This is a genomic window from Streptococcus sp. ZY171113 (genome assembly GCF_057748235.1).
In genome coordinates this window covers 1,393,948-1,417,816 of record NZ_CM173243.1, presented here as the reverse complement: position 1 = coordinate 1,417,816, position 23,869 = coordinate 1,393,948, and the positions used below count along the sequence as shown (strand labels likewise).

At 49.4% G+C, this 23,869-nt stretch carries 25 protein-coding genes and 1 pseudogene; 23 read left to right on the top strand and 3 right to left on the bottom strand.

The annotated features are described in order from the left end of the window. Window positions 1-147: 147 nt before the first annotated feature. A complete protein-coding gene (udk, locus tag AC3ARB_RS06665) occupies window positions 148-771 on the top strand; it encodes a uridine kinase (protein ID WP_488319796.1) in 624 nt (207 codons plus the stop codon). 57 nt (window positions 772-828) lie between these two features. Here udk and AC3ARB_RS06660 read toward each other — a convergent pair whose 3' ends face one another. Together AC3ARB_RS06660 and AC3ARB_RS06655 are read right to left on the bottom strand one after the other, a co-directional pair. Beyond that, on the bottom strand, window positions 829-1,695 hold the full coding sequence (locus AC3ARB_RS06660) for a hypothetical protein (RefSeq protein ID WP_488319795.1): 867 nt from the start codon (window positions 1,693-1,695) through the stop codon (window positions 829-831). An 11-nt stretch (window positions 1,696-1,706) separates the two neighbouring features. Further along, window positions 1,707-2,339, bottom strand: a complete 633-nt coding sequence (locus AC3ARB_RS06655; protein ID WP_488319794.1) for a copper homeostasis protein CutC — start codon at window positions 2,337-2,339, stop codon at window positions 1,707-1,709. Window positions 2,340-2,438: 99 nt separating this feature from the next. Here AC3ARB_RS06655 and AC3ARB_RS06650 point away from each other — a divergent pair, with 99 nt between their 5' ends. Next, a complete protein-coding gene (locus AC3ARB_RS06650; RefSeq protein ID WP_488319793.1) occupies window positions 2,439-2,816 on the top strand; it encodes a RidA family protein in 378 nt (125 codons plus the stop codon). Between the two features lie 36 nt (window positions 2,817-2,852). On the opposite strand, the gene AC3ARB_RS06645 is transcribed toward AC3ARB_RS06650, so the two are convergent. After that, entirely contained in the window at window positions 2,853-4,346 is a 1,494-nt protein-coding gene (locus tag AC3ARB_RS06645) for an ATP-binding cassette domain-containing protein (protein ID WP_488319792.1), read from the bottom strand. Window positions 4,347-4,669: 323 nt separating this feature from the next. Between AC3ARB_RS06645 and AC3ARB_RS06640 the strand changes: the two genes are divergently transcribed. The 21 genes and pseudogenes from AC3ARB_RS06640 to AC3ARB_RS06540 all read left to right on the top strand — a co-directional run bounded on the left by AC3ARB_RS06640 (window position 4,670) and on the right by AC3ARB_RS06540 (window position 23,802). After that, on the top strand, window positions 4,670-5,119 hold the full coding sequence (locus AC3ARB_RS06640; RefSeq protein ID WP_488319791.1) for a hypothetical protein: 450 nt from the start codon (window positions 4,670-4,672) through the stop codon (window positions 5,117-5,119). A 171-nt stretch (window positions 5,120-5,290) separates the two neighbouring features. Beyond that, the gene (glmS, locus tag AC3ARB_RS06635; protein WP_488319790.1) at window positions 5,291-7,105 is read left to right on the top strand and encodes a glutamine--fructose-6-phosphate transaminase (isomerizing); all 1,815 of its coding nucleotides are present in this window, start codon (window positions 5,291-5,293) and stop codon (window positions 7,103-7,105) included. Between the two features lie 85 nt (window positions 7,106-7,190). Further along, complete coding sequence (locus AC3ARB_RS06630; RefSeq protein WP_488319789.1) at window positions 7,191-7,898, top strand: O-methyltransferase; 708 nt, start codon at window positions 7,191-7,193, stop codon at window positions 7,896-7,898. A 57-nt stretch (window positions 7,899-7,955) separates the two neighbouring features. Then, window positions 7,956-8,912 carry a peptidyl-prolyl cis-trans isomerase gene (locus AC3ARB_RS06625; protein ID WP_488319788.1) on the top strand — a complete coding sequence of 319 codons (957 nt, stop codon included), beginning with the start codon at window positions 7,956-7,958 and terminating at the stop codon, window positions 8,910-8,912. Between the two features lie 218 nt (window positions 8,913-9,130). Then, window positions 9,131-9,591 (top strand): annotated as a pseudogene (locus AC3ARB_RS06620) (LURP-one-related/scramblase family protein). 10 nt (window positions 9,592-9,601) lie between these two features. Next, window positions 9,602-10,099, top strand: coding sequence for an LURP-one-related/scramblase family protein (locus AC3ARB_RS06615; RefSeq protein WP_488319787.1), 498 nt, complete (start codon window positions 9,602-9,604; stop codon window positions 10,097-10,099). Between the two features lie 277 nt (window positions 10,100-10,376). Next, window positions 10,377-12,998 (top strand): alanine--tRNA ligase, encoded by a 2,622-nt coding sequence (gene alaS / locus AC3ARB_RS06610; protein ID WP_488319786.1) that lies wholly within the window; start codon window positions 10,377-10,379, stop codon window positions 12,996-12,998. A 133-nt stretch (window positions 12,999-13,131) separates the two neighbouring features. Further along, the gene (locus AC3ARB_RS06605; RefSeq protein ID WP_488319785.1) at window positions 13,132-13,836 is read left to right on the top strand and encodes a glucosamine-6-phosphate deaminase; all 705 of its coding nucleotides are present in this window, start codon (window positions 13,132-13,134) and stop codon (window positions 13,834-13,836) included. A 524-nt stretch (window positions 13,837-14,360) separates the two neighbouring features. Further along, a complete protein-coding gene (ybeY, locus tag AC3ARB_RS06600; RefSeq protein WP_488319784.1) occupies window positions 14,361-14,858 on the top strand; it encodes an rRNA maturation RNase YbeY in 498 nt (165 codons plus the stop codon). Continuing rightward, window positions 14,839-15,333 (top strand): diacylglycerol kinase family protein, encoded by a 495-nt coding sequence (locus tag AC3ARB_RS06595; RefSeq protein WP_488319783.1) that lies wholly within the window; start codon window positions 14,839-14,841, stop codon window positions 15,331-15,333. Before ybeY ends, AC3ARB_RS06595 begins: the two co-directional genes overlap by 20 nt. Window positions 15,334-15,344: 11 nt before the next feature. Beyond that, entirely contained in the window at window positions 15,345-15,821 is a 477-nt protein-coding gene (locus AC3ARB_RS06590) for an NUDIX hydrolase (RefSeq protein WP_488319782.1), read from the top strand. A 23-nt stretch (window positions 15,822-15,844) separates the two neighbouring features. Beyond that, window positions 15,845-16,744, top strand: a complete 900-nt coding sequence (era, locus tag AC3ARB_RS06585; protein ID WP_488319781.1) for a GTPase Era — start codon at window positions 15,845-15,847, stop codon at window positions 16,742-16,744. Between the two features lie 35 nt (window positions 16,745-16,779). After that, window positions 16,780-17,475, top strand: a complete 696-nt coding sequence (locus AC3ARB_RS06580; RefSeq protein WP_488319780.1) for a toll/interleukin-1 receptor domain-containing protein — start codon at window positions 16,780-16,782, stop codon at window positions 17,473-17,475. Window positions 17,476-17,530: 55 nt separating this feature from the next. Further along, complete coding sequence (locus tag AC3ARB_RS06575) at window positions 17,531-18,031, top strand: YkgJ family cysteine cluster protein (RefSeq protein ID WP_488319779.1); 501 nt, start codon at window positions 17,531-17,533, stop codon at window positions 18,029-18,031. Window positions 18,032-18,152: 121 nt separating this feature from the next. Continuing rightward, a complete protein-coding gene (locus AC3ARB_RS06570; RefSeq protein WP_488319778.1) occupies window positions 18,153-19,058 on the top strand; it encodes a hypothetical protein in 906 nt (301 codons plus the stop codon). A gap of 1 nt (window position 19,059) precedes the next feature. After that, window positions 19,060-19,389 (top strand): DUF2500 domain-containing protein, encoded by a 330-nt coding sequence (locus tag AC3ARB_RS06565; protein ID WP_488319777.1) that lies wholly within the window; start codon window positions 19,060-19,062, stop codon window positions 19,387-19,389. A 413-nt stretch (window positions 19,390-19,802) separates the two neighbouring features. Then, complete coding sequence (locus AC3ARB_RS06560) at window positions 19,803-20,132, top strand: hypothetical protein (protein WP_488319776.1); 330 nt, start codon at window positions 19,803-19,805, stop codon at window positions 20,130-20,132. A gap of 237 nt (window positions 20,133-20,369) precedes the next feature. Further along, complete coding sequence (locus tag AC3ARB_RS06555) at window positions 20,370-21,116, top strand: response regulator transcription factor (protein WP_488319775.1); 747 nt, start codon at window positions 20,370-20,372, stop codon at window positions 21,114-21,116. Window positions 21,117-21,593: 477 nt separating this feature from the next. Next, a complete protein-coding gene (locus AC3ARB_RS06550; protein ID WP_488321542.1) occupies window positions 21,594-22,448 on the top strand; it encodes a GHKL domain-containing protein in 855 nt (284 codons plus the stop codon). A gap of 189 nt (window positions 22,449-22,637) precedes the next feature. Continuing rightward, window positions 22,638-22,955 carry a hypothetical protein gene (locus tag AC3ARB_RS06545; RefSeq protein WP_488319774.1) on the top strand — a complete coding sequence of 106 codons (318 nt, stop codon included), beginning with the start codon at window positions 22,638-22,640 and terminating at the stop codon, window positions 22,953-22,955. A 385-nt stretch (window positions 22,956-23,340) separates the two neighbouring features. Continuing rightward, window positions 23,341-23,802, top strand: a complete 462-nt coding sequence (locus tag AC3ARB_RS06540; RefSeq protein ID WP_488319773.1) for a hypothetical protein — start codon at window positions 23,341-23,343, stop codon at window positions 23,800-23,802. The last annotated feature ends 67 nt before the right edge of the window (window positions 23,803-23,869 follow it).

The window sequence follows — 23,869 nt, the reverse complement described above, 5'->3', positions numbered from 1 at the left end:
AAATTTTCACTTGTCAGCTCTGCTATTTTCTCCAATAAATGGCAGGTTTTGTTCTTTGGTTTTCAAAAGGAGAGGAGCGACAAAAGGCTGGCGACTTTTTCCGAAATGGTGTAAAATGGTTAGGAATGAAAAAAAGAGGAGAGCAAGATGCGACAAAAACCCATTATTATCGGTGTGACAGGTGGTTCAGGTGGCGGTAAGACCAGTGTGTCTCGGGCCATCCTGTCCAATTTCCCGGATGCCAAGATTGCCATGATTGAGCACGATTCCTACTACAAGGACCAGGCCCACCTGACCTTTGAGGAGCGGGTCAAGACCAACTATGACCACCCGCTGGCTTTTGACACGGACTTGATGATTGAGCATTTGAACGAGCTGATTGCTGGTCGTCCGGTGGACATTCCCATTTACGACTACACCCTGCACACCCGGAGTGCCAAGACCTACCGCCAGGAGCCTCAGGATGTCTTCATCGTTGAGGGTATCCTAGTTCTTGAGGACAAGCGTCTGCGGGACCTCATGGACATCAAGCTCTTTGTGGATACCGACGACGACATCCGCATTATCCGCCGCATCAAGCGAGACATGGAGGAGCGTGGCCGGAGCCTAGACAGCATCATCGACCAGTACACCAGCGTGGTCAAGCCCATGTACCATCAGTTTATCGAGCCAACCAAGCGTTACGCGGACATCGTTATCCCTGAGGGCGTCAGCAACCTGGTAGCCATCGACCTGATTAACACCAAGGTCGCTACCATTTTAGGAGAGTAAAAAAAAAAAGGCCCTTGGGCCTTTTTTGGTGGTTTGGGAGAATGGCAGAGCTGTTTATCAGCTAAGAGACTTGAGTTCAATCAGCCCCTTGTAATCGAGTGCCTCCATTTTTTGGAGGAAATTTAACCAATTTTGTTCCACCTTTGCAGATGGTTTACTGGAAAATTTCAGGTCTTTGATAAAGACAGGTGCTTGTCTCTGTTTATAGATTTCACCTTGGAAAAAGAAGGCCTTACTCGTTTTATCAATAAAAATATGGGAACTTCGATAAGGGCTTTTTCGAGTGTGAGTCGGTTGCCAGCTCAGTTGTAAGGGTGGTTTACCGTTGAGAAAATACCAGCCACGGACAAAAATTTTGACCTGTTGCTGAGATTTGGGGTCGGTGTAAATCATGGCGAGCTCAGCTGGTTCGCCAGTCCGCCGCCTTGAAAAAGCTTGCAGAGCCTGGTCGTAATTGATGTCAGAACGCCCCTCGCTGGTGGTGGGGAGACCTGTTTTTGTCTTGTCGGCTGTTCGCGTGTAGCGGTAGGGGTCATAGTCGTCAGTCAAGTGCTGCTGGTTAGCCAGAAAGAGAGGCTCCAAGAGCTTGACATTAGGGTAAAGTTGGTGAAGCCTGCGGACACTAGGCTGGTCTTTTGGGGCTAAAGCAAAGAGTTCCACATTACTAAGTCTGCTGAGGGGTACGGCACTCAGTCCTGCTAGAACATCTTTTTGCTTAAAGCTATTGGCTTTGGCTGGAGCAGAGGTGAGGCCCCGTTCCTGATCTAGGGCGACGAAGTTGACTTGTCCATCTTCTAAAAAGGCTATCAAGAGCCGATCAAGCGATTGATGGTGATTGCTTGTAGGAAAATGGACAGGGAGGTGGTAGAAGTGATGGTAGTGGAGGAGTTTGAGAAGCTCTCCCAAGGGGGCTTGTAAGTTCATCAGACTTGGTCTTAGAGCAGGCCAGTCCCGTGGACCTGGTTGGTGCCTGTCTGGGCTAAGAGTTCTTGGTAGTTGGTCTTGTTGACACCACCGCCGAGGAGGAATTCAATCCGACCATCAGCCTGTTTAATCAGGGCTTTGAGATGATCCAGGTTGTCAAAAATGTTATGGCGTTCTGCTGAACCATGGAGAAGCAGTCGGGTAAACCCGAGCTCAATCAGCTGCTCCAAGGCGGCTGGCTGCTCGGCTATTGGAATCAAATCAAAGGCCATATGGAAGACCATGTCCACCCCTTGGCAAGCGGGCAGAAGCTGTTCGATGGCCTCGGTGTCAATCAGGCCCTCAGGTGTCAGGCAGCCAAAGACCAGGGCGTCGCTCTCTAGTTCGACAGCCTTGAGGATGTCCTCCTCCATGATGCGGAGCTCGGTGTCGTTATAGACGAAGTCGCCGCCGCGGGGGCGAATCATCGTGGCCAGGTTAATCTGGTTGTCGTGGAGGAAGCGGGCGGCCTCCTTGAGCACGCCGTAGCTGGGCGTGGTGCCACCAACAGCCAGGTTGTCGCAGAGCTCAACACGGGTGATGTCGGTCCCCACCAGGCGATAGAGGTCGGTCAGGTTTTCAGCACAAAATTCTTTGATGATCATGGGAAACTCCTTTTTTGATTTATTATACCATAATCGGGTAGCGGTTGCAATTTTTGGTTGTTTGCGGTAAAATGAAAGAAAAAGGAAAGCGAGTTTCTTATGAAAACCATTGATACCAAACAGGCACCAGCAGCCATCGGCCCTTACGTTCAGGCCAAGGTGGTCGGCAACCTTCTCTTTACCAGCGGTCAAATTCCTCTGTCGCCTGAAACAGGTGAGGTTGTGGGAACGACCATCGAAGAACAGACCGAGCAGGTCTTGAAAAATCTGGCAGCCATCTTGACTGAGGCGGGAACAGATTTTGACCATATCATCAAGACCACCTGCTTCCTGGCTGACATGAATGACTTTGCGGCTTTTAACGGGGTTTACCAGGCGGTCTTCAAGAGTGATTTCCCAGCCCGTTCAGCGGTTCAGGTTGCTCGCCTGCCACGTGATGTGAAAATTGAAATCGAAGCCATTGCTGAGATTGGGTAGTTAAAAAGACGGGCCTGGGCTCGTCTTTTTTCTCGCTTAATGCAGGCCCTCCCTGTCCAATTCCCTGGTTGGCCATTTCAAGGTTTCCAAGAGTTGTCGGTCGTGGCTAACCAAGACCACGGCCCCAGGGTAGTTAGACAGAATGTCATAAAACTCCCTTTGGGAAGTCGGCGATAGGTGCCTGGTCGGCTCATCTAGTAATAGGACCTGGCTGCCAGACAAGTAAGCCCTAGCCAGAAAGAGCTTGGCCTTTTGGCCACCCGACAGCTGATTGGTGGCGTGGAAGATTTCTTCCCGAGTGAATTGGAGTTGGGCCAGCAGGGTTCTAGCAGGCTCTATCTCAGCAACCTGACAGAGAAAATCCAGGGCAGACAGGCCATCAGGTAGGAGGTCGGCATAGGTCTGGGGCAGGTAGGTGACGGCCAAGTTACCTTTCTCTAGCAGGTTTTGGTAGATGACCCTCAGGAGGCTGGTCTTGCCGACCCCGTTGTTTCCGACCAGGGCCAGCTTGTCCTGGCCCTTTAGGATCAGCTGGCAGGTCTGACCTGTTGGTAGCTGGGTGTCAATATTGATCAGAATTTTTTGGTTGGGCAGGGGAGTGATTTTGCTCAGGTCAAGCCCGATGGCCTCCAGCTGGTCAGGAAGTTCTGTAAAGCCCTCGGCGGCCTTATCAAACCGTTTTTCCTGAGACAGGAGATTCTTCATTTTCTTGGCGAGCAGTCTGCCGGCAACATCATTCTTGGTGTGATTGAGTTGGTGGTGGACGGCCGACTTGAGCCCCCGCAGCTTGGTCATCTGGCTCTCGTAATCCTCCCGTTCCTTTCTAGCCACCTGCAAGTTCCGCTCAAAGGCTGCCTCCCTGGCCTCCAGATAGGCCTCGTAGCCCAAGTGGCTGACCTGGGTCTTGGCCACTCGCCGTTTTCTGACCTGTTCCAGATGGATGATTTTTGTGGCTAAATGGCAGAGCAGGCTCTGGTCGTGAGAGATGAAGAGCATGGTCAGGCCTGTGTCAGCTAGAAAGCTCTCCAACCAGGTCAGACTGGCCTGGTCCAAGTCGCTGGAGGGCTCATCCAGCAGGAGCAAATCAGGTCCGGTGGCCAAGAGTTTGAGCAACTGGAGTTTGAGCCGTTCCCCACCTGAGAGTTGGGCTAGGGTTTGCTGGCTATCTTCTAATTTCTCAGCTGGAAAGCCCATCTGCCCAGCCAAGCGATAGAGGAGATTGAAGTCAAAAACGGCATAGTCCAGGTCTCGATAGAGAAAGTCGCTAATGGCCAAGTTCAAAAGCTCCTCAGGCACTTCCTGGGGCAGATAGGCCACCTGCTTGGCTGAGATGGTCCAGTTTCCGCTGACCTGGGCATAGGGGACAATCAGGTCTGGATTGACCAAGAGTTTCATCAGAGTGGACTTACCTGAGCCTTCTTCCCCGATAAGGGCCACTCGGTCTCCTGGCTGGACCGTCAGGGTTAGCTGCTCAACCAAGGGTCGCAAGTCCTTCAAGTGATTGATGGTGAGATTTCTGAGTTCTAACATAAACACCTCTTTCTGGCACGAAAAAATTCTCCACTTATCCAGTAGGGAAGGCCAAAAAGACTGTGCCAAAAAAGACTTTGAGGACCAGAAACAAGCACCCAGCTTAACTGGGTGAACCTACCAGATAAGAATTTATCAGTAGATTTACTTGTTCACGTCACCTTACCTCCGTTTTTTGTTAGTTTTAGTTTAGCAGAAGAGGAGCTGGCTTGTCAAGCCTTAACGGCCTTATCAGCTCAGCTATTTTCCAAAAAAAGGGAAAATGACTTTTCAGATGAGAGCGTTTTATGCTATAATATAAGAAAAAGTCGGAGGTTAAGTTGATGTCGCAACACATTCGTTACCATTTGGAACACAAGCTCTTTCCCCAGGAGTTTTTTGAGAAGAAAGAGCTCTTTATTGCCTATCTGTCAGCAGGTAGCAAGGCCTTGTTTGCCTCCTTTAGAAATGCTTACCTTTTGGCCAATAGTGAGTGCCCTTATCAAGAGGAAGAGTTTGCAGTGGACTATTTTAGCCTCAGTGAGGACCGCTTTTTGGTGCGGTTGAGTTTTCCTAAACCAGAGCAGGTGCCAGATTGCCATAAGATTTTGCTCTTTTTCGACAAGAATTTTAACCAGCAACGTTATTTTACCCTTGAGGAGGGAGCAGCTGGTGATGTTTTCCTCTGTGAGTGGGATCGGGGGCGTCACCTCAATCATGGCCATGTGGCACTGGATGATGAGATTATTGTTGATAAATGCCGTCAGCTGTTCTTGGCAGGGTTTGCTCAGTAGCCAGCCTTGATGTGATGACAGCTAAGAGGGGGAACTGCCCCTCTTTTTTACTGGATAAAATTAGACTAGACCAATTTTTATATTTGACAGCTTTTGTATGATGTGATATGCTGGTTTAGCTGATTTTTTAGTCGATTAAATCAGACTAGACCAATTTAAGGAGTTTATCACATGTGTGGAATTGTAGGCGTGGTTGGTAATAAGAATGCCACCGATATTTTGATGCAGGGCTTGGAAAAGCTGGAGTACCGAGGCTACGACTCGGCGGGGATTTTTGTGACGGCGGGCGAGGGTGACAGTCGTCTGATTCGTTCGGTTGGTCGTATCGCCAACCTGCGGGACAAGCTGGGCATCGACATTCATGGCGGAACTGGTATCGGCCACACCCGCTGGGCCACCCACGGCAAGCCGAGCGAGGTCAACGCCCACCCTCACCAGTCCCAGGACAAGCGTTTCACCCTGGTCCACAACGGCGTCATCGAGAACTACCAGGCCATCAAGGACACCTACCTGGCCGGCCACGACTTCATGGGCCAGACCGACACCGAGATTGCGGTTCATTTGGTGGGAGAATTTGCTAGCGCAGGTCTGGATACCCTGTCAGCCTTCAAGAAAGCCCTGTCTATCATTGAAGGCTCTTATGCTTTCGCTTTGATTGATAACCAGGATGCGGACACCATTTACGTTGCCAAGAATAAGTCACCTCTCTTGATTGGTCTTGGTGACGGCTACAACATGGTCTGCTCAGATGCCATGGCCATGATTCGTGAAACCAACCAGTTCATGGAAATCCAGGACAAGGAACTGGTGGTGGTGACCAAGGACAGCGTGACGGTAACAGATTTTGAAGGCAACCCACGCCAACGGGCAGCCTACACGGCAGAGCTTGACCTGTCTGACATCGGTAAGGGCACCTACCCTTACTACATGCTCAAGGAAATCGACGAGCAGCCGACCGTCATGAGGAAACTTATCCAGAAGTACACCGATGAGGCTGGTGACCTGGTCATTGATGAGGCTATTATCAAGGCTGTGCAGGAGGCTGACCGCCTCTACATCATTGCAGCAGGTACCTCCTACCATGCTGGTTTTGCAGCCAAGAACTTTTTGGAAGACCTGACCCAGACCCCTGTGGAACTGGGTATTGCTTCCGAATGGGGCTACCACACACCTATCTTGAGTGCCAAACCGCTCTTTATCTTCATCAGCCAATCTGGTGAAACAGCCGATAGCCGCCAGGTTCTGGTCAAGGCCAACCAACTGGGCATTCCAAGCCTGACTGTCACCAACGTGCCTGGTTCAACCCTGTCTCGTGAGGCCAACCATACCTTGCTCCTTCACGCAGGTCCAGAAATTGCGGTGGCGTCAACCAAGGCCTACACGGCCCAGATTGCGGCTCTGGCTCTTTTGGCAACGGCGGTCGGTCGGGCTAACCAGCACCAGCCAGCGGTAGACTTTGATGTGGTGCGGGAGCTCTCTCTGGTTGCCCAATCCATTGAAGCTAGCCTGTCGGAAAAAGAGGCCATCGCCAGCAAGGTGGAAGCTCTGCTATTGACCAGCAGAAATGCCTTCTACATCGGCCGTGGCAGCGACTACTATGTGGCTATGGAAGCTAGCCTCAAGCTCAAGGAGATTTCTTACATCCAATGTGAGGGCTTTGCAGCGGGCGAGCTCAAGCACGGCACCATTTCCCTGATTGAGGACGGCACGCCTGTCATCGCCCTCCTGTCCAACAATCCTGCCGTGGCGGCTCACACGCGTGGCAACATTTCTGAGGTGGCTTCCCGTGGGGCCAGCGTGCTGACCATCGCCGAAGAAGGCGTTGCCCAGGCAGGCGACGACGTGCTGGTGACGGCGGTCCATCCTTATTTGTCCAGCATTGCCATGGTTATTCCAACTCAGTTGGTGGCCTACTATGCTTCCCTCCAGCGTGGTCTGGATGTGGACAAGCCACGTAACCTGGCCAAATCGGTAACGGTTGAATAAGAAAAGGAAATGGCTTCTGCCATTTCTTTTTGGTTTTGCCATTTTTTAGAAGGGGAGACAGGTGGTTTTGTGGTATAATGAGGTTATGGTAAAAACATATAACGAACATTCAAATCACAACATGAGACGTCCCGTGGTCAAACCTGAAGTGGTTGATTTTATGCGGACTCAGCAGAAACCTGTTTCAGGGCCCCTGGCAGAACTGGAAGCCTTCGCCAAGGAACACAACATTCCTGTCATTCCCCACGAGACGGTAGCCTATTTCCGTCTGCTCTTGGAGAGTTTACAGCCCAAGAACATTCTGGAAATTGGAACGGCTATCGGTTTTTCAGCTCTCCTGATGGCGGAGAGTTCACCTGAGGCTAAGGTGACCACCATCGACCGTAACGAGGAAATGATTGGCCTAGCCAAGGCCAACTTTGCCAACTATGACAGCCGAAACCAAATTACCCTCCTGGAAGGGGATGCGGTAGATGTTCTTGGAACGCTGACTGAGACCTATGACTTTGCTTTTATGGATTCGGCCAAGTCCAAGTACATTGTTTTCTTGCCAGAAATTTTGAAACGCTTGACTGTCGGCGGCCTGGTGGTCATCGATGACGTCTTTCAAGGTGGGGACATCACCCTGCCAGCGGAAGCCATTAGCCGAGGCCAGCGGGCCATCTACCGTGGCCTCCATAAGCTCTTTGATGCCACCCTCAATCATCCTGACTTGACCGCTAGTTTGGTCCCGCTGGGTGACGGCCTACTCATCATCCGAAAAAATACTGAGCAAATCAATCTACTTGATTAAGCTATTTTTTAGAAAATGTGGTATAATAGTCAAGTTAATGTAAAAAGGAGTAAACACATGAAGAAACGTTTCGCAATGGGGCTTGTGACCCTCTTGTCGGTGGCGACCCTGGCTGCCTGTGCTAAAGGCACAACTGAGGATACCAAGCTGGTGACCATGAAGGGTGACACTATTACTGTCGCTGATTTTTATCAAGAAGTTAAGGGCACCCAAGCGGCTCAACAGGCCATGTTGACCCTGATTTTGTCCCGTGTCTTTGAAGAGCAGTACGGTGACAAGGTGACTGAGGAGAAATTGACGGAAGCCTACAACAAGACGGCTGAGCAATACGGCGACAACTTTGCGACAGCCTTGGCAGGTGTTGGCTTGACCCCAGAAACCTACAAGCAAGAGTTGCGTAAGAACCTGCTCTTGGAAACAGCGGTTGAAGAGACGGCTAAGCAAGATCTTACAGATGAGGCTTTAAAGCAGGCTTACGACAAGTACACGCCAGAAATTACGGCCCAAGTGATTCTTTTGGAAACAGAGGAAGAAGCCAAGGCTGTTTTGGAACAAGTCAAGGCCGAGGGGGCAGACTTTGCAGCCATCGCCAAGGAAAAAACCAAGGCCAGCCAGTCTGAGTACAAGTTTGACTCTGCTGAGAACAACCTGCCAGCTGAGGTGCGTGAGGCCGCAGCTAAAACGGCTGTCAATACCATTTCAGACCTTGTAACGGTTACTAACCAGCAGACCTTTACAACAGGTTATTACATTGTTAAACCAACTGCTAAGGCTGAGAAAAATGCTGATTGGACGACCTACAAGGAGCGGTTAGAGAAGTGGCTTTTGGATCAGAAAAAAGCTGACAGCAACTTCCAACGTCAAGTGGTTGCTGCGGCTCTTGAAAAAGCCAACGTGAAAATCAAGGATGATACCTTTGCCAACATCCTGTCTGTTTACGCAACAACCGATGCCGTTGCGTCAAGCAGCAGTTCTGAGGCGGCGGAAAGCTCAAGCAGTAGCGAAGGCCAATAACATCAAGGGGCTAGTCCCAACTAGCAAGAATGGATGATTCTGATAAGGTGTTCAGAAAGCTGGCGGTTGCTGTGAGCCAGTCACCTGAGAATGGTCCTGCTACTTGCTGGTCAAAACGCATAGCTAATGAGAATGACAAGGTCATTGAATGAGGGTGGTACCGCGGTTTTTCGCCCCTCGTTTGATTGGCTTTGTCATTTTTTGGTGGTGACGACAGGGTGAAAACCTATCAGCTAAAGCAAGACTTTCGTCTGGGAGGCGAGCGGTTCGCGATTAAGGACCAGCAGGGCCGGGTCGATTATCGGGTTGAGGGGACCTTTATCATTTTCGGAGCAGACGGCCAGGAGGTCAGTCGGATTAGCCGAGAACTCTTGACCTTCCTGCCTCGGTTTACGGTGGCCTTGGCTGATGGTCAGGCCTTCACCATTCGGAAGACTTTGACGATTTTCCGTGACCGTTACGAATTCGACAAGTTGCCTTTGGTTGGTTGAGGGCAATATCTGGGACCTGGACTTTGTTCTCAAGGACCAGACTGGTCAGCTAGTTACCTAGATTAGTAAGGAAGTCTTTCGCCTGACCTCGACCTACCAACTGACGGTTTTGGATGCGACTTATACTGATTTGGTGGTCTCTAGCGGTGGCCATTGACTATGTGGAAATGCAGGGACGCAGCTCATAAGGAGGTAGAGATGAAGCAATTTTATATCAAGCAAAAATTCTGGTCCTTGTCCGGTAAGTTTTTGGTCAAGGATAGCCATGACCAGCCCTGCTACCAGGTCACCGGTTCCCTCCTGCGTTGGTTCAAGGAGTTTACCATTTGTGACATGGCAGAGCAGGAAGTCGCCTTTATCAAGGAAAAATTTTCCTGGTTTTTACCCCGGTTTGACATCAGCCTAGCTGGCGGTCAAACCTTTGCCCTGCAAAAAGAGTTCACCTGGTTCAAACCCCGCTACCATATCGAGGGATTGGACATGGTCATTCAGGGCAATTTCTGGGACATGGATTTTACCCTGACCAAGAACGGCCAGACTATTGCGGTCATCAACCAAGAATGGTTTAAGCTGACCTCAACCTACCAAGTGACCGTCTATGATGAGGCTTATGCCGACTTGGTGGTGGCCTTGGTCATCGCCATTGATTACGTTAAAGAAAAAGAAGCAGCCGCAGCAAGCTCAGCGGCAACCTAAGCGATCGGATTGGATTTGGTAAAGGTTTGAATGGAAGTTGTTCTTTGACTGCTGTGGTTGAACTTGAACAATCAGATAACGCAAGTTGAAAACATCCAACCCAGCAGTTCCTAGTTGTCCAACTCAGTTTTAATTGTGGTAGTGATTTGTTTGACAGTTGTTCTGTCATATCTATTGTTGAACTATAACAATCACACAATAGGGGCTAACAATCCCCATACCACCCTCACACATCTCACTCTTTGAAAAAAAACACGATTATGAATAGGAGAACCCCATGAAATACATGACATCTGCCCAAGTTCGCCAAATGTGGCTGGACTACTTTGCCTCAAAAGGTCACTCGGTTGAGCCATCAGCCAACTTGGTGCCTGTTAACGACCCAACCCTGCTCTGGATTAACTCTGGTGTGGCCACCCTGAAAAAATACTTCGACGGTACCGTGATTCCTGAAAACCCACGGATTACCAATGCCCAAAAATCCATCCGAACCAACGACATTGAAAACGTTGGTAAGACGGCTCGCCACCACACCATGTTTGAGATGCTGGGCAACTTCTCTATCGGTGACTATTTCCGTGATGAGGCCATCGGTTTTGCCTTTGAACTCTTGACCAGTCCAGACTGGTTTGATTTCTCGCTGGAAAAACTCTACATGACCTACTACCCTGCGGACACCGATTCTTACAACCGCTGGATTGAGTTGGGCGTTGACCCAAGCCACCTGATTCCTTTGGAAGATAACTTCTGGGAAATCGGTGCCGGGCCGTCAGGACCGGACACGGAAATCTTCTTTGACCGGGGTACCGATTTTGACCCAGAAAACATCGGCATCCGCCTGATTGAGGAAGACATCGAGAACGACCGCTACATCGAGATTTGGAACGTGGTTCTGTCCCAGTTTAACGCTGATCCTAGCGTGCCACGCAGCGAGTACAAGGAGTTGCCGACCAAGAACATCGATACGGGTGCCGGTCTGGAGCGTCTGGTCTCCATCGTTCAAGGGGCTAAGACCAACTTTGAGACCGACCTCTTCATGCCGATTATCCAGCGTGTGGCGGACATGTCTGGCAAGGTTTATGACCAAGATGGCGACAACATGAGCTTCAAGGTCATCGCTGACCACATCCGTGCCCTCAGCTTTGCTATTGGCGACGGTGCCCTGCCTGGTAACGAGGGCCGTGGCTATGTCCTTCGCCGCCTCCTCCGTCGTGCCGTCATGCACGGCCGTCGCTTGGGCATCAACGAGCCTTTCCTTTACAAGCTGGTTGAGACTGTTGGCACCATCATGGAGAGCTACTACCCTGAGATTCTGGAGAAGCGGGCCTTCATCGAGAAAATCGTCAAGCGTGAGGAAGAAACCTTCGCTCGCACCATTGACGCTGGTTCGGTTCATTTGGACCAATTGCTGGCGCAGCTCAAAGCGGACGGTCAGACCACCCTTGACGGCAAGGCAATCTTCAAACTTTACGACACCTACGGCTTCCCTGTTGAATTGACGGAGGAATTGGCAGAAGATGCAGGTTTTGCCATCGACCACGAGGGCTTCAAGGTAGCCATGACCGAGCAACAAGAACGGGCACGGGCCAGCGTTGTCAAAGGCGGCTCTATGGGCATGCAAAACGAGACCCTGGCTGGTATCGTTGAGCCATCGACCTTTGTTTACGGTGCAGATAGCCTGACTGGTAAGCTTTCTGTTATCATTGCGGACAATGAGCGGACCGAAGCGGTGTCAGAAGGTCAGGCCCTCCTGGTCTTCGACCAAACCCCATTCTACGCTGAAATGGGTGGTCAGGTGGCCGACCACGGTGTCTTAAAAAATGACAAGGGCGATACGGTTGCTCGTGTTATCGACGTTCAAAAAGCGCCGAACGGTCAACCACTTCACACGGTTGAAGTCTTGGCCAGCCTGTCTCTGGGCACCGACTACGTCTTGGAAATTGACAAGGCTCGCCGCCTGTCAGTTGAGAAAAACCACACGGCCACCCACTTGCTCCACGCTGCCCTGCATGAGGTTATCGGTGAGCATGCCACTCAGGCAGGTTCCCTCAACGAAGCTGGTTTCCTCCGCTTTGACTTCACCCACTTCGAAGCCGTGACTGCAGAGGAACTTCGTCGCATCGAAGAAGACGTTAACCAGAAAATCTGGGAAGCCATCCCTGTTGTGACTGTTGAGACTGATGTGGATACCGCCAAGAGCATGGGTGCCATGGCCCTCTTCGGTGAGAAGTATGGCAAGCTTGTCCGTGTTGTTACCGTTGGCGACTACTCCGTCGAGCTTTGTGGTGGTACCCACGTGACCAACACTGCTGAAATTGGCCTCTTCAAGATTGTCAAAGAAGAAGGTATCGGTTCAGGTACCCGCCGTATCCTGGCCGTGACTGGCCGTGAAGCCTTCCTGGCCTACCGTGAGACCGAGGATGCCCTCAAGCAGATTGCGGCCACCCTCAAGGCCCCTCAAATCAAGGAAGTGCCAAACAAGGTAGCCAGCCTCCAAGCTGACCTCCGTGACCTCCAAAAAGAGAACGCTAGCCTCAAAGAGAAGGCCGCTGCAGCAGCTGCTGGCGACCTCTTCAAGGCCGTTCAGGAGGCCAATGGTCTTCGCTACATTGCTAGCCAGGTTGATGTATCAGACGCTGGTGCCCTCCGCACCTTTGCTGACAACTGGAAGCAGGGCGATCACTCAGACGTTCTCGTTCTGGTTGCAGCTATCGGTGACAAGGTTAACCTCTTGGTGGCCAGCAAATCAGCTGACGCCCACGCTGGTAACCTGGTCAAAGAACTGGCCCCAATCATCGCAGGTCGCGGTGGTGGTAAACCAGATCTGGCCATGGCCGGTGGCTCAGATGCCAGCAAGATAGCTGACCTCTTGGCAGCCGTTGCAGAAAAATTGGCATAGATAGTGTAACACCCACTTCATCTTATGATGAATGGGTGTTTTTTATCGGGAATGAAAAATGACACTTGACAAAAATTGGTCTATACCATATAATAGAGGTATTAAATCGGTATAGACCAAAAGGAGGCTATCAATGAAAGTATTTAAGGTTAAGGACACGGTTGAGGGTGGCAAGGTTGCCTTTGACTTGCTTAAGGAGAAATTGGAAGCTGGTGCTAAGACTCTAGGCTTGGCGACTGGCAGTACCCCGATTACTTTCTATGAAAACATCGTAGCGAGCGACCTGGACTTCTCAGACCTTCGCAGCATCAACTTAGATGAGTATGAGGGCTTGTCGGCTGATAATGATCAGTCTTACGCTTACTTCATGAATCACCACCTCTTCCAGCACAAGCCATTCAAGGAAAACTTTTTGCCAAATGGTTTGGCTGAGGATGTTGAGGCCGAAACCAAGCGTTACGATGCCCTCATTGAGCAGTACCCGATTGACCTGCAAATCCTTGGCATCGGTCAAAATGGCCACATCGGTTTCAACGAGCCTGGAACATCCTTTGATGTGACTACCCGCCTGGTTGATTTGGCCGAAGATACCATTCAGGCTAACGCCCGCTTCTTTGAAAAAGAAGAAGATGTGCCTCGCCGTGCCTACTCTATGGGGATTAAGTCGATTATGTCCGCCAAGGCCATCATTCTTATGGCTTATGGGGAGAATAAGGCTGACGCTGTTTACGGCATGATTCATGGGGAAGTTACCTCAGATTTGCCAGCCAGCGTTCTTCAAAACCATCCTGAAGTCTATGTTATTGTGGACGAAGCAGCAGCCAGCAAGTTAGCTTAAATCAGATTAAAAGCGGTGAGAGCCGCTTTTTTTGTCACAGCAGGTACGAGAGTAGGGAGATGTTAAGCAGGACCCCACCACCATCAGTAAAATCAGTTGACAAGTAGGAAGCCCTGATACAAAAAGAGATACTAACTTTATTTTCTACCTTGTTTTTAATTAGTGGGGGAATGTAGGGAGGTAACAACAATTGGGCAAAACAGCTAATCGATTTGATGACATCAATCGTAACCTGAGAAGAGTATGAGCGGGTGCTAAGAATTTTTATGCTTCAAACAGCTACTACAGTCTGACGGAGTGGGGATTATTTCGATAGAGAAAAATTCCAGAGGCGTCATGATTTCCCTAATCGTAGCGAATAATTTTGAGTATTCTTTTTAGCTAATTGGTCAATACCTGTCCATGTCTCACAATTGCGATTGGTATTTTTTGTAGAGAAGGTTGGTCTGTTGAAGGTTTCATAGTGAATATCAGCTCAACGTATGTTATAATAAAGGGAATAACAAAGAGAGGTGAGTGGTATCATGTATATTGAACTCATTGATGAAACGGGTCAGGTCTCTGAGGCCATTTTGACCCAGACCAGGGAGATTTTGGCCTTTGCGGCAGATAGGCTGGGCAAGGCTGACAAGGAGATGGCGGTGACTTTTGTGGACAATGCCCGCAGTCACGAACTCAATCTCCTCTATCGTGATACGGATCGGCCGACCGATGTCATCAGCTTGGAGTACAAGCCAGAGACGGGCATTCAGTTTGACGTAGAGGATTTGGCCGAAGACCCTGATTTGGCGGAGATTTTGGGTGAAATGGATAGCTACATCGGCGAGCTCTTTATTTCCATCGACAAGGCGGCCGAGCAGGCTGAGGACTATGGCCACTCCTATGAACGGGAGATGGGCTTTCTAGCGGTTCATGGCTTCTTACACATCAACGGTTACGATCATTACACGCCCGAAGATGAGGCGGAGATGTTTGGTTTACAAGAGGAGATTTTGACGGCTTATGGACTTACAAGAGACTAATTTAGCCCAGGAACCTGACCAAGAGGACCTGAAGATTTTTGATGTTAAGGGTTTTCGGACTGAAAAACACACCATCAGTTTTGAAACCAGAGCCATCGACCAGCATTGGAAGAATCGGACCTTTTTATCAAGTTTGGAATTTGCTTGGTCTGGTATCAAGCAAGGGGTGCGTGATGAACGCAACATGAAAAAACACCTGTTGGCGGCTGGGATTGCTGTGGTTGCAGGGCTTCTTTTTCAGGTGACCGTCGTCGAGTGGCTGTTCTTATTATCTGCTATTTTCGGCGTCATGGCTTTGGAGTTGTTTAACTCTGCTGTGGAAAATTTGGTTGACCTGGTCTGTGGCCCACGGTTTTCAGATTTTGCCAAGGCAGCAAAAGACATGGCAGCAGGAGCAGTCTTGCTTTGGTCTGTTTATGCTGCTTTGGTTGGACTGCTTGTCTTTGTGCCTAAGGTTTTAGCTCTGCTATTTTAAGAAAGGGAAAGATGACACAAGACTATATCGGCTATATCCGCTCAAGGGTCGGGCATGACAAGATTATTCTGAATTTTGCTGGCGGGATTTTGGCGGATGAGGCAGGCAGGATTTTGCTGCAGCGGCGGAGTGATTTTGGCACGTGGGGCCTTCCTGGTGGGGCAATGGAGCTAGGCGAGAGTTCCTTAGAAACGGCTATCCGTGAGTTCAGAGAGGAAACTGGGCTTGCGGTAGAAGCCAAACGCCTGCTCAATGTTTATACCAAGGCTGAACATCATTACCCTAATGGGGACAAGTGTCAGTCCATCAGTTTTATTTATGAAATGCAGGCCTTGGAAGAGGTTAATATCAGCCAGCACCGCAATGCGGAAAGTCTTGACCTGCGTTTTTTCAGCAAAGAAGAGATTGACCAGTTGGACTTGGCTTTTGATAGCCATCGTCTGATGATTGAAGAATACGCTTCTGGCAGCTTTGCCATGGGGCATTAAGAGAAATAGAAAAAGGAGACAGCATGTCATTCAAGTCAGGCTTTGTAGCCATTTTAGGCCGCCCAAATGTGGGCAAATCGACCTTCTTGAACTATGTCATGGGTCAGAAAATCGCTATCATGAGCGATAAGGCCCAGACCACTCGGAACAAAATCATGGGGATTTACACGACAGAGACTGAGCAGATTGTCTTTATCGACACGCCAGGTATCCACAAGCCCAAGACGGCTCTGGGGGATTTCATGGTGGAGGCGGCCTATTCGACCCTGCGTGAAGTGGAGACCGTGCTGTTCATGGTGCCTGCCGATGAGAAGCGGGGCAAGGGCGATGACATGATCATTGAACGCCTGAAAAAGGCTAATGTGCCGGTTATCCTGGTCATCAACAAGATTGATAAGGTTCACCCTGACCAGCTCTTGGAACAGATTGACGACTTCCGCAGCCAGATGGACTTTAAGGAAATCGTGCCGATTTCAGCCACCCAGGGCAACAACGTCAACCGCCTGATGGAAATTTTGACGGACAATCTGGAAGAAGGCTTCCAGTATTTCCCAGAAGATCAGATCACCGACCACCCAGAGCGCTTCCTTGTTTCTGAGATGATTCGGGAGAAGGTTCTGCACCTGACCCAACAGGAAGTGCCCCACTCGGTGGCCGTGGTCATCGAGTCCATGAAGCGGGACGAAGAGACCGATAAGGTTCATATCCGAGCCACCATCATGGTCGAGCGTGATAGCCAGAAGGGCATTATCATCGGCAAGCAAGGGGCCATGCTCAAGAAAATTGGATCTCTTGCTCGTCGTGACATCGAGCTCATGCTGGGCGACAAGGTCTTCCTCGAAACCTGGGTCAAGGTCAAGAAAAACTGGCGGGATAAGAAGCTGGACTTGGCTGACTTTGGGTATAATGAGAAGGAATACTAGAATTTAATAGATATTAAAACTAAGCAGGTATTGAGATGTATGTATCGAAGGAAGCTGAAGAAGTTTTACAAGAAATTCTTGATAATGAAGAAGTATCAGATTATTGGAGAACTCGATTTAATAGCTTGAACAAAAAAGAAGATATTATTTTGCGAGGGTGTTTCAAAGAATTACAAGATGCAGAGCTAATTAAGGTTACTTGGGCAGACAACATTCCATATTATCTTCAAGTTTTGAAGGATGGTTATTTTTATAAATCTAAACAAGATGAGAAAAAACTTATGATTGAGGAGCAGAAGAACTCCATTTACGATGTCTTCTTATCCCATGCAAATGTTGATAAACCAGATTTTGTAGATGACTTAAATTCCTCGTTACAAAAGCTTGGTATAAATATTTTTTATGATAAAAACTCTCTTGAATGGGGAGATAATTGGAAGCAACGTATCTTAGAAGGTGTACAAAAAGCAACTTTTGCAATTATTGTTATCTCTAATAATTTTTTTGATCGAGAGTGGACTGAGAAAGAATTGTATGAATTTTTGTCAAGACAGACTGTCGAAGGTCAGAAATTAATTTTACCTATTATTCATAATATTTCTCATGAAGACTTATCTAAGAAATATCCATCTGTTAGTAATATACAGGCAATATCGTCAAAATCTTATAATTCAGATGAGATTGCGTTGTTATTTGCCGGTCAATTAATTAAAAGATTAAAATCAAAATAATTCAGATAGAGTCTAATGATAGCTCTATTTACAGAATATTTTAGGAAATAAGCCCATGCCCAAACAGACCTTAGACATTGAAAAATACAAACAACTGGCCCTGCAAAAGCAGAAGGAGCACCGGCTGTTCTTGGTCAAACTCAAGCAAAAGCCACCCAAAAACCTGGATAAGCTGGTTCAGGAGATTCATAGGGAGGTCTTTGCCGAAATTGACTGTCTGGAATGTGCCAACTGCTGTCGGACCCTTGGGCCTGATTTTACAGAAGCTGACATTACCAGGATTGCCAAGCATTTTCGGATGAAATTGCCTGTTTTTGAAGACCTCTACTTGCAGGTGGATGAGGATGGTGATAAGGTCTTCAAGTCCATGCCCTGTCCGTTTCTGGGTGATGATAACCTGTGCAGCATTTATGATGTCCGTCCTAAAGCCTGCGCAGCCTTTCCCCATACCGACCGCAAGAAGATTTACCAAATCAATCACCTGACTCTGAAAAACACGGTCATTTGCCCAGCAGCCTACCTCTTTGTGGAGAAGTTGCGGGAACGGCTATCCTAAACCAAGTCGCCAAGGCTGAACAGGCCTTGGTTTTTTGATGAGAAGTATTGAAACCGTTTTACAAACACTCTTGGATATGCTATAATAAAATGAAGAAAACCATGATTTCAAGGAGGCAAGCATGTTTTATTTGACCAATGAGCGTTTGCGGGTGGAGATTGCAGAGCCAGGCGAGCGACCAAATGACACCTTCCGCTTTGACCGAGCAGGCTTTATTTCCAACGTTGTCTTGGATGGGGATACCCATTTTGGGGCCAATGAGCCCATGAATCTCCGTCACCTGTCTTCTGGTGGTCGTGGGCTTTGCTGTGAGTTTAGCGGTGATTTCAGCGAGGACACGCCAATCGGGGACTTTTTCCCGAAACTGGGGGTGGGTCTGATTAAGCAGGACAGCCAGCTGGGCTACCAGTTTGCCCATAAGTATGAGGAGGTTGAGCCCTATCCGGTGACCTTTACCCATACGGAGACCTCTGCTGAGTTTGTGACAGCAGCTCTGCCATGTCGCGGCTACGCCGCGGAAACCAAAAAGACCATCCGTATTGAGGGCAATACCCTGATTTTGGAGGGGGCCATCACCAATGTGGGCGACAAGACCATCGTGACCGAGGAGTACTGCCACAATTTCCTCAGCATCGACGGCATGGCCATTTCGCCGGACTACCGCCTGGAGTTTCCGGACATGAAGGACCTGGGCAGCGAGCGGCTGGAGGGCTGGGGTGGCTATGACCACAACAACTTCATCGCTGACGGCAAGGCCATTCGCTTTGAGAAGACGGAGACCGATGTGTCGCTGAGTGTGCTTGCGACCGACCAGGCTGACCTCAAGGACAGCTTCACCTGGAAGCTCCTCCACAAGGGGGCCAAGGCCAGCGTGACGGGCGTGGACGACGTCAAGCCGACCAGCCTCCTAATTTGGGCGACCGACCACATCGTCAGCCCTGAGATTATCCAGACCATTACTGTGACCCCTGGCGAGACTTTCACTTGGACCCGCCGCTGGACCTTTGATGCAGAACCGAGGTGGTAGTATGACCTATTTTCCAGATCCCTTTATGCCCTTTTACCTCTTTGCTGGGCTGATTGTCGCTATTATTGTCTTTCGCCTTTTACGATCTTTGGGACAATGGCAGAGCAATAACCAAGCTGAAGTTCTTGAAAAACCAGCCCGTCTAGTGACCAAACGCCAACATGTCTGGGGTGACCATAGCCATACAGATTACTATGTGACTTTTGAGTTTATGGACAAGACCCGCCTAGAATTCAAGGTCAAGGGTCGGGTCTACGGCCAACTGGCCGAGGGCGACCAAGGAATCCTGACCTATCAGGGCACTCGGTTTGTTGACTTTAGGCGACAGTAACTCAGAAACTGGTCAGATGTCTGGCCAGTTTTTACCATTTAGGACGTTTGGATGACTGTTTAGGAAAAGGTAGTTGGGTTCGGACGTTTTTTTGCTAAACTAAGGGTGTCAGCTGATAGAGTGCGTTCGTTTATTTTAGGGCGATATGGTTTGTCGCAGGCAGCCCTGATGGTAGGGCAAGGCAGACTGAATCAGTCATAAACGATAAACGACAGTGCTATAAGATTTTAGAACCTGTATTCACACCTCAGCATTCACCTGACTGGCTAGTTTTGGCTCACTTTTTGTCACATTTTTTGGTAATACGGCCAGTATTTCTGCAAAAATGTTTCTCGATTGCACCAAAACTAGCCTAGTCAATCAAATACTTCGATTGTGAATACAGGCTCTTAGAAAAATTGGAGGAAATGATAATGGTTGTTGAAAAAATGCTGTCCTTGTTGGAGCGGTTAGAGTCTTCTTTGGTTGAGTCCGGTCGAGCTAAGCCGACCCAGCTCTTCCAGTTGCAGCAGGTAAAGTATCGGATTGAGGCTTCCCAATTAGCTCGTATGGGCGATTGTCTGGTGGTCAAGCAGGAATTGGAGGCTCTGGGACGGGGGTTCTTGAGTGATGGCATTAGCCTATCCTTGGCGGAAGCAGCCTGGAAACGGGAGCTGGATTTCTTGATTGAGGGTCAGGTTCGCAAGGACCGGTCACAGCTTGGTCTGTTTGCTGGTGTCCTTTCCTTGTTTGGGCTTGATTAGGTGTTGGCAAGAAGGCTCGGTCAAGCTGGTGAAGCTTGTCTTGGTGATTGCTGTCGTTAGGGCAAGGGCCCGTCTGGCCTGGGCAACTATCCTCTTTACTGGCTAGAAGTAAGGAAGCTTAGTTGCCCTTTGCTGGTGGTTTTTGGTGGAAAATGCCTGTCCAGCTCGGCTATTTTCCCGTATGAAAGCCTTTAGCTTTATGGTAAACTAGAAGTAAAGGACTGTTAGGAGGGTACGATGAATATTTTTGTGCTTGAAGATGATCCGATCCAGCAGGGGCGGATTGAGGGGGTCTTGGGGCAGCTTTTGGCCAAACATGGTGTGAAGCCCAAGACCTTTGAGATTTTTGGTAAGCCGGATCAGCTCTTGGCGGCGGTGGAGGAGAAGGGGGCCCACCAGTTGTTCTTTTTGGACATTGAAATCAAGACCGAGGAGCTCAAGGGCTTGCAGGTGGCCAGGGAGATTAGGGAGATTGACCCCTATGCCCTCATCGTTTTTGTGACCACTCATTCGGAATTTATGCCCCTGTCCTTTCGGTATCAGGTGTCGGCTCTGGATTTCATTGATAAGGAACTGGGGGCGGCAGACTTTGAGGCTCGCTTGGAGACGGCCCTGCTCTATGCTCGGGGCAAGGACAGTCAGACCCTGGCCGAGGATTCCTTTTATTTTAAGTCCAAGTATGCTCAGGTTCAGTTTCCCTTTAAGGAAGTCTTCTACCTGGAGACCTCCCCTCGGCCTCATCGGGTCATTCTTTACACCAAGTCGGACCGGATGGAGTTCACGGCCAGCCTGTCTGACATCATTAAACAGGACAAGCGGCTTTTGGTCTGTCACCGCTCTTTTGCCATCAATCCAGCCAATGTGGTCAAGGTGGACCGGAGCCAACGCCTGCTCTATTTTCCAAATGGCAGCAGCTGCATGGTTGCCAGAAACAAGCTGGAGGCGGTTCTGGCAGCTATTGAGCGTTTGCATGAGAGGGGCTAGAGAATGCTGAATACGATGACAGGGTTAACCATTATTTTTGGTATTATTTGGCTGTTTTTCAAGGTTAATGGTGTGACTTTATCTGTGAAGAACATTTTACTAGCCTATCTGTTACGGCTTCCCATGGTTGCTTTACTCTTGTTATTGATGGTCTTGTCAGGAACAACAATCTTTAATTTTTTGGATGATCCGTTGTACGGTATCTTTCTTGCAGGGTATTTCCTTAGACCCATATCCAGGACTTTACTCATCTTTTATGGGCTATTTGTTACGATACTATTCGATATTTTCTTTCGTGCTACGGAATATTTCATCATTCCCTTTTTTGGTGATAGGGACAGTCTGTTAAGCACTCCCATACCAGCCCTACTGACCTATGTTTTTGTCATTTGCTTGGTGTTGGTATTCCTAAAGTGGTTGAATTATGATTTCAGGCAGTTAAAAACGATACTCTTGGAGGTTGATGATCGACGGGTGATGATGTTTGCAAACTGGGTGATGGCGGGCTACTTTGTTGTGATTGAGACCCTGGCTTTCTTAGAGTATGAAAAAGGCCTACCGACCTTGGCTGGTCGCCAGTTAATTTTGATTTTGTACTTGATTTTCTTTATGGGTTTAGTAAAACAACTCGACGGCCATCTGAGGCAGAAATTGCAAGCCCAGCTGCAGTTCCAGCAGGACATGCAGCTGACGAACCTGGAACAGTACAGCCAGCAGATTGAGGGCCTTTATCGGGAGGTGCGTGGGTTTCGGCACGATTACGCTAACCTCATGACCACCCTGCGGTTGGGGATTGAGGAGGAGGACCTGGACCAGATTCGGATGGTTTATGATTCGGTCATGGCGACAGCCAATAGTCGGTTGAAGCACCAAAAATATGACGTCGGCCGCCTGATCAACCTCAACAATTCTGCCCTCAAAAGCCTCTTGGCGGCCAAATTTCTCCAAGCCTCAGAAGAGGGCGTGGCCGTCACCTTGGAGGTTCCTGACCCCATCGAGCCGGCCGGCATGGCCCTGGTGGACTTCATCACCATTGTTTCTATCCTCTGCGACAATGCTCGCGAGGCTGCTCTGGAGGCCGCCCGGCCCCAGTTGACCATCGCCTACCTGACCGCCAAGGACAAGCAGGTCTTTATAGTGGAAAACAGCACCAAGGCCGCCAGCGTCGCTATCGGAGACCTCTACGCTTTCGGCGTGACCAGCAAGGGCCAGGGGCGGGGGATTGGCCTTTATAACGCCATGAGCCTGATTGACCGTTACCCCAACGTGTCGCTCAACACCAGCAGCTCCAACCACACCTTTTGTCAGGTGCTGGAGATTGGCTTGGATTAGCTTTTTTTTGGAAAAATGGCAGAGCTTCTGTCATTTTTTTCTTGGCCACAAGCTTTTTTCCAGCTCAGTTTTTACCATTTAGGACGATTAGATGACTGTTTAGGAAATGCCCCCAAAAGACCCCCTTTTTATGCTAGAATAAAGGTGTCAAGGTTGCAACTGACAAAACCATTAGTGGAGGATATGATAATGACCAAAGAACTAAAAGAAAATTGTGCAGCCGCTTTTAAGGACTTCGAGAAAAGCTTTTTAGCCATGAAACTGTCCCCTGTGAGGTACCGGATTGCCTACCAACTGCTCCAGGAGGCGAGGGAAGAACTCATCGACGGCAACCACCTGGAGGGAGCTGCTTTTGCCCTCAAGTTGCGGTATTTCTACACCCGATTCTGTGTGGAGTTTGCACCAGGTGGCATCGTCCTGTCTGATGAGGCCAGAAAGGCTTTTTCAAGGATTTCCGAATTGGCCAATTCACGGGAAGTGAGTAAACAGTGGACTCATCCTTTTTAAGGGTCTAGCCAGAAAAGAGTAGACAGGAGACATTGAGATGGCAAAGATGAGTAAGACTGATGTGTCCAAACCAAGTCTGCTGGACAAGCTAATCTGGCTGGCCTTTGCGGCGGGGGCGTTCGAGGTGATCAACTGAGTGTTTCTAGTGACGACTGTCTTGGCGGTTGGTTTGCTGAGTGTTTCAGAGTTTTGGGCCTGTGTCAGCCTAGTGACAGGTTGTGCCTATGTCTTGCTGGCTATGCTTGCTCGGCAGGTGGCCTTGACAGTTTGGAAAACTCTTAACCATTCAGGACGATTGGATGACCGTTTAGGAAATAGGGAAAAAAGGTGAGCATGGTCTGGTAAAATAGGCTTATTAAGAAGATAGGACAAGGAGGTTTGCTCGATGAAGAGAACTAGTTTTGGGAAGACGGTAACTTTGCCTAAGGGGCAGGAGATCTTACGGGTCTTGGTGGCCCTGCTCTTGGCCCTCTTGTTGGCTGGTTATGGCAAGGCTCATGCTGGTCAGATAGGAACGACTTGGTCTGGTCAGGCTGGTGGTGAGCTGGTCTCGCTTGGTCACGAGAACTTGCCTGGACAGGACTACCTGACTGGACCAGGGAACTTGGTCAAGGAATCCTTGACCGGTTTGGGCAAGCGGTCCCCTGTTTTCCAGGCCATGAAGCAGCTGTCCAGCTCTGCTATGGTCCCAAAAGAAGGGGAACTGACGGGGAAAACGGTCCGTGCGGACCAGAAAGCAGGGACCAAGGAGCGGTTCACGGACCGGCTCAAGCGAATGGGCTTGGGGCCTTCCCACCCGCTGTTCCTGTTCTATCGTGGCCTTGAGGAGTTGGGCCTTCTGGGCTAAGCAGAGCGGTTTGCGGCTGGCAAGCCGCTTTTTGGTCCTAGTGCGATTTTCGGTGAGTTATGATAAA

Bases quoted from the DNA above. Each gene is read 5' to 3' on its own strand.
- AC3ARB_RS06625 (WP_488319788.1), top strand. From the start codon at position 7,956: ATGAAGAAACGTTTCGCAATGGGGCTTGTGACCCTCTTGTCGGTGGCG.
- AC3ARB_RS06540 (WP_488319773.1), top strand. From the start codon at position 23,341: ATGAAGAGAACTAGTTTTGGGAAGACGGTAACTTTGCCTAAGGGGCAG.
- glmS (WP_488319790.1), top strand. From the start codon at position 5,291: ATGTGTGGAATTGTAGGCGTGGTTGGTAATAAGAATGCCACCGATATT.
- AC3ARB_RS06655 (WP_488319794.1), bottom strand. From the start codon at position 2,339: ATGATCATCAAAGAATTTTGTGCTGAAAACCTGACCGACCTCTATCGC.
- AC3ARB_RS06595 (WP_488319783.1), top strand. From the start codon at position 14,839: ATGGACTTACAAGAGACTAATTTAGCCCAGGAACCTGACCAAGAGGAC.
- AC3ARB_RS06575 (WP_488319779.1), top strand. From the start codon at position 17,531: ATGCCCAAACAGACCTTAGACATTGAAAAATACAAACAACTGGCCCTG.
- alaS (WP_488319786.1), top strand. From the start codon at position 10,377: ATGAAATACATGACATCTGCCCAAGTTCGCCAAATGTGGCTGGACTAC.
- AC3ARB_RS06640 (WP_488319791.1), top strand. From the start codon at position 4,670: ATGTCGCAACACATTCGTTACCATTTGGAACACAAGCTCTTTCCCCAG.
- AC3ARB_RS06590 (WP_488319782.1), top strand. From the start codon at position 15,345: ATGACACAAGACTATATCGGCTATATCCGCTCAAGGGTCGGGCATGAC.
- AC3ARB_RS06630 (WP_488319789.1), top strand. From the start codon at position 7,191: ATGGTAAAAACATATAACGAACATTCAAATCACAACATGAGACGTCCC.
- ybeY (WP_488319784.1), top strand. From the start codon at position 14,361: ATGTATATTGAACTCATTGATGAAACGGGTCAGGTCTCTGAGGCCATT.
- AC3ARB_RS06615 (WP_488319787.1), top strand. From the start codon at position 9,602: ATGAAGCAATTTTATATCAAGCAAAAATTCTGGTCCTTGTCCGGTAAG.
- era (WP_488319781.1), top strand. From the start codon at position 15,845: ATGTCATTCAAGTCAGGCTTTGTAGCCATTTTAGGCCGCCCAAATGTG.
- AC3ARB_RS06660 (WP_488319795.1), bottom strand. From the start codon at position 1,695: ATGAACTTACAAGCCCCCTTGGGAGAGCTTCTCAAACTCCTCCACTAC.
- AC3ARB_RS06570 (WP_488319778.1), top strand. From the start codon at position 18,153: ATGTTTTATTTGACCAATGAGCGTTTGCGGGTGGAGATTGCAGAGCCA.
- udk (WP_488319796.1), top strand. From the start codon at position 148: ATGCGACAAAAACCCATTATTATCGGTGTGACAGGTGGTTCAGGTGGC.
- AC3ARB_RS06650 (WP_488319793.1), top strand. From the start codon at position 2,439: ATGAAAACCATTGATACCAAACAGGCACCAGCAGCCATCGGCCCTTAC.
- AC3ARB_RS06580 (WP_488319780.1), top strand. From the start codon at position 16,780: ATGTATGTATCGAAGGAAGCTGAAGAAGTTTTACAAGAAATTCTTGAT.
- AC3ARB_RS06560 (WP_488319776.1), top strand. From the start codon at position 19,803: ATGGTTGTTGAAAAAATGCTGTCCTTGTTGGAGCGGTTAGAGTCTTCT.
- AC3ARB_RS06605 (WP_488319785.1), top strand. From the start codon at position 13,132: ATGAAAGTATTTAAGGTTAAGGACACGGTTGAGGGTGGCAAGGTTGCC.
- AC3ARB_RS06550 (WP_488321542.1), top strand. From the start codon at position 21,594: ATGATGTTTGCAAACTGGGTGATGGCGGGCTACTTTGTTGTGATTGAG.
- AC3ARB_RS06545 (WP_488319774.1), top strand. From the start codon at position 22,638: ATGACCAAAGAACTAAAAGAAAATTGTGCAGCCGCTTTTAAGGACTTC.
- AC3ARB_RS06645 (WP_488319792.1), bottom strand. From the start codon at position 4,346: ATGTTAGAACTCAGAAATCTCACCATCAATCACTTGAAGGACTTGCGA.
- AC3ARB_RS06555 (WP_488319775.1), top strand. From the start codon at position 20,370: ATGAATATTTTTGTGCTTGAAGATGATCCGATCCAGCAGGGGCGGATT.
- AC3ARB_RS06565 (WP_488319777.1), top strand. From the start codon at position 19,060: ATGACCTATTTTCCAGATCCCTTTATGCCCTTTTACCTCTTTGCTGGG.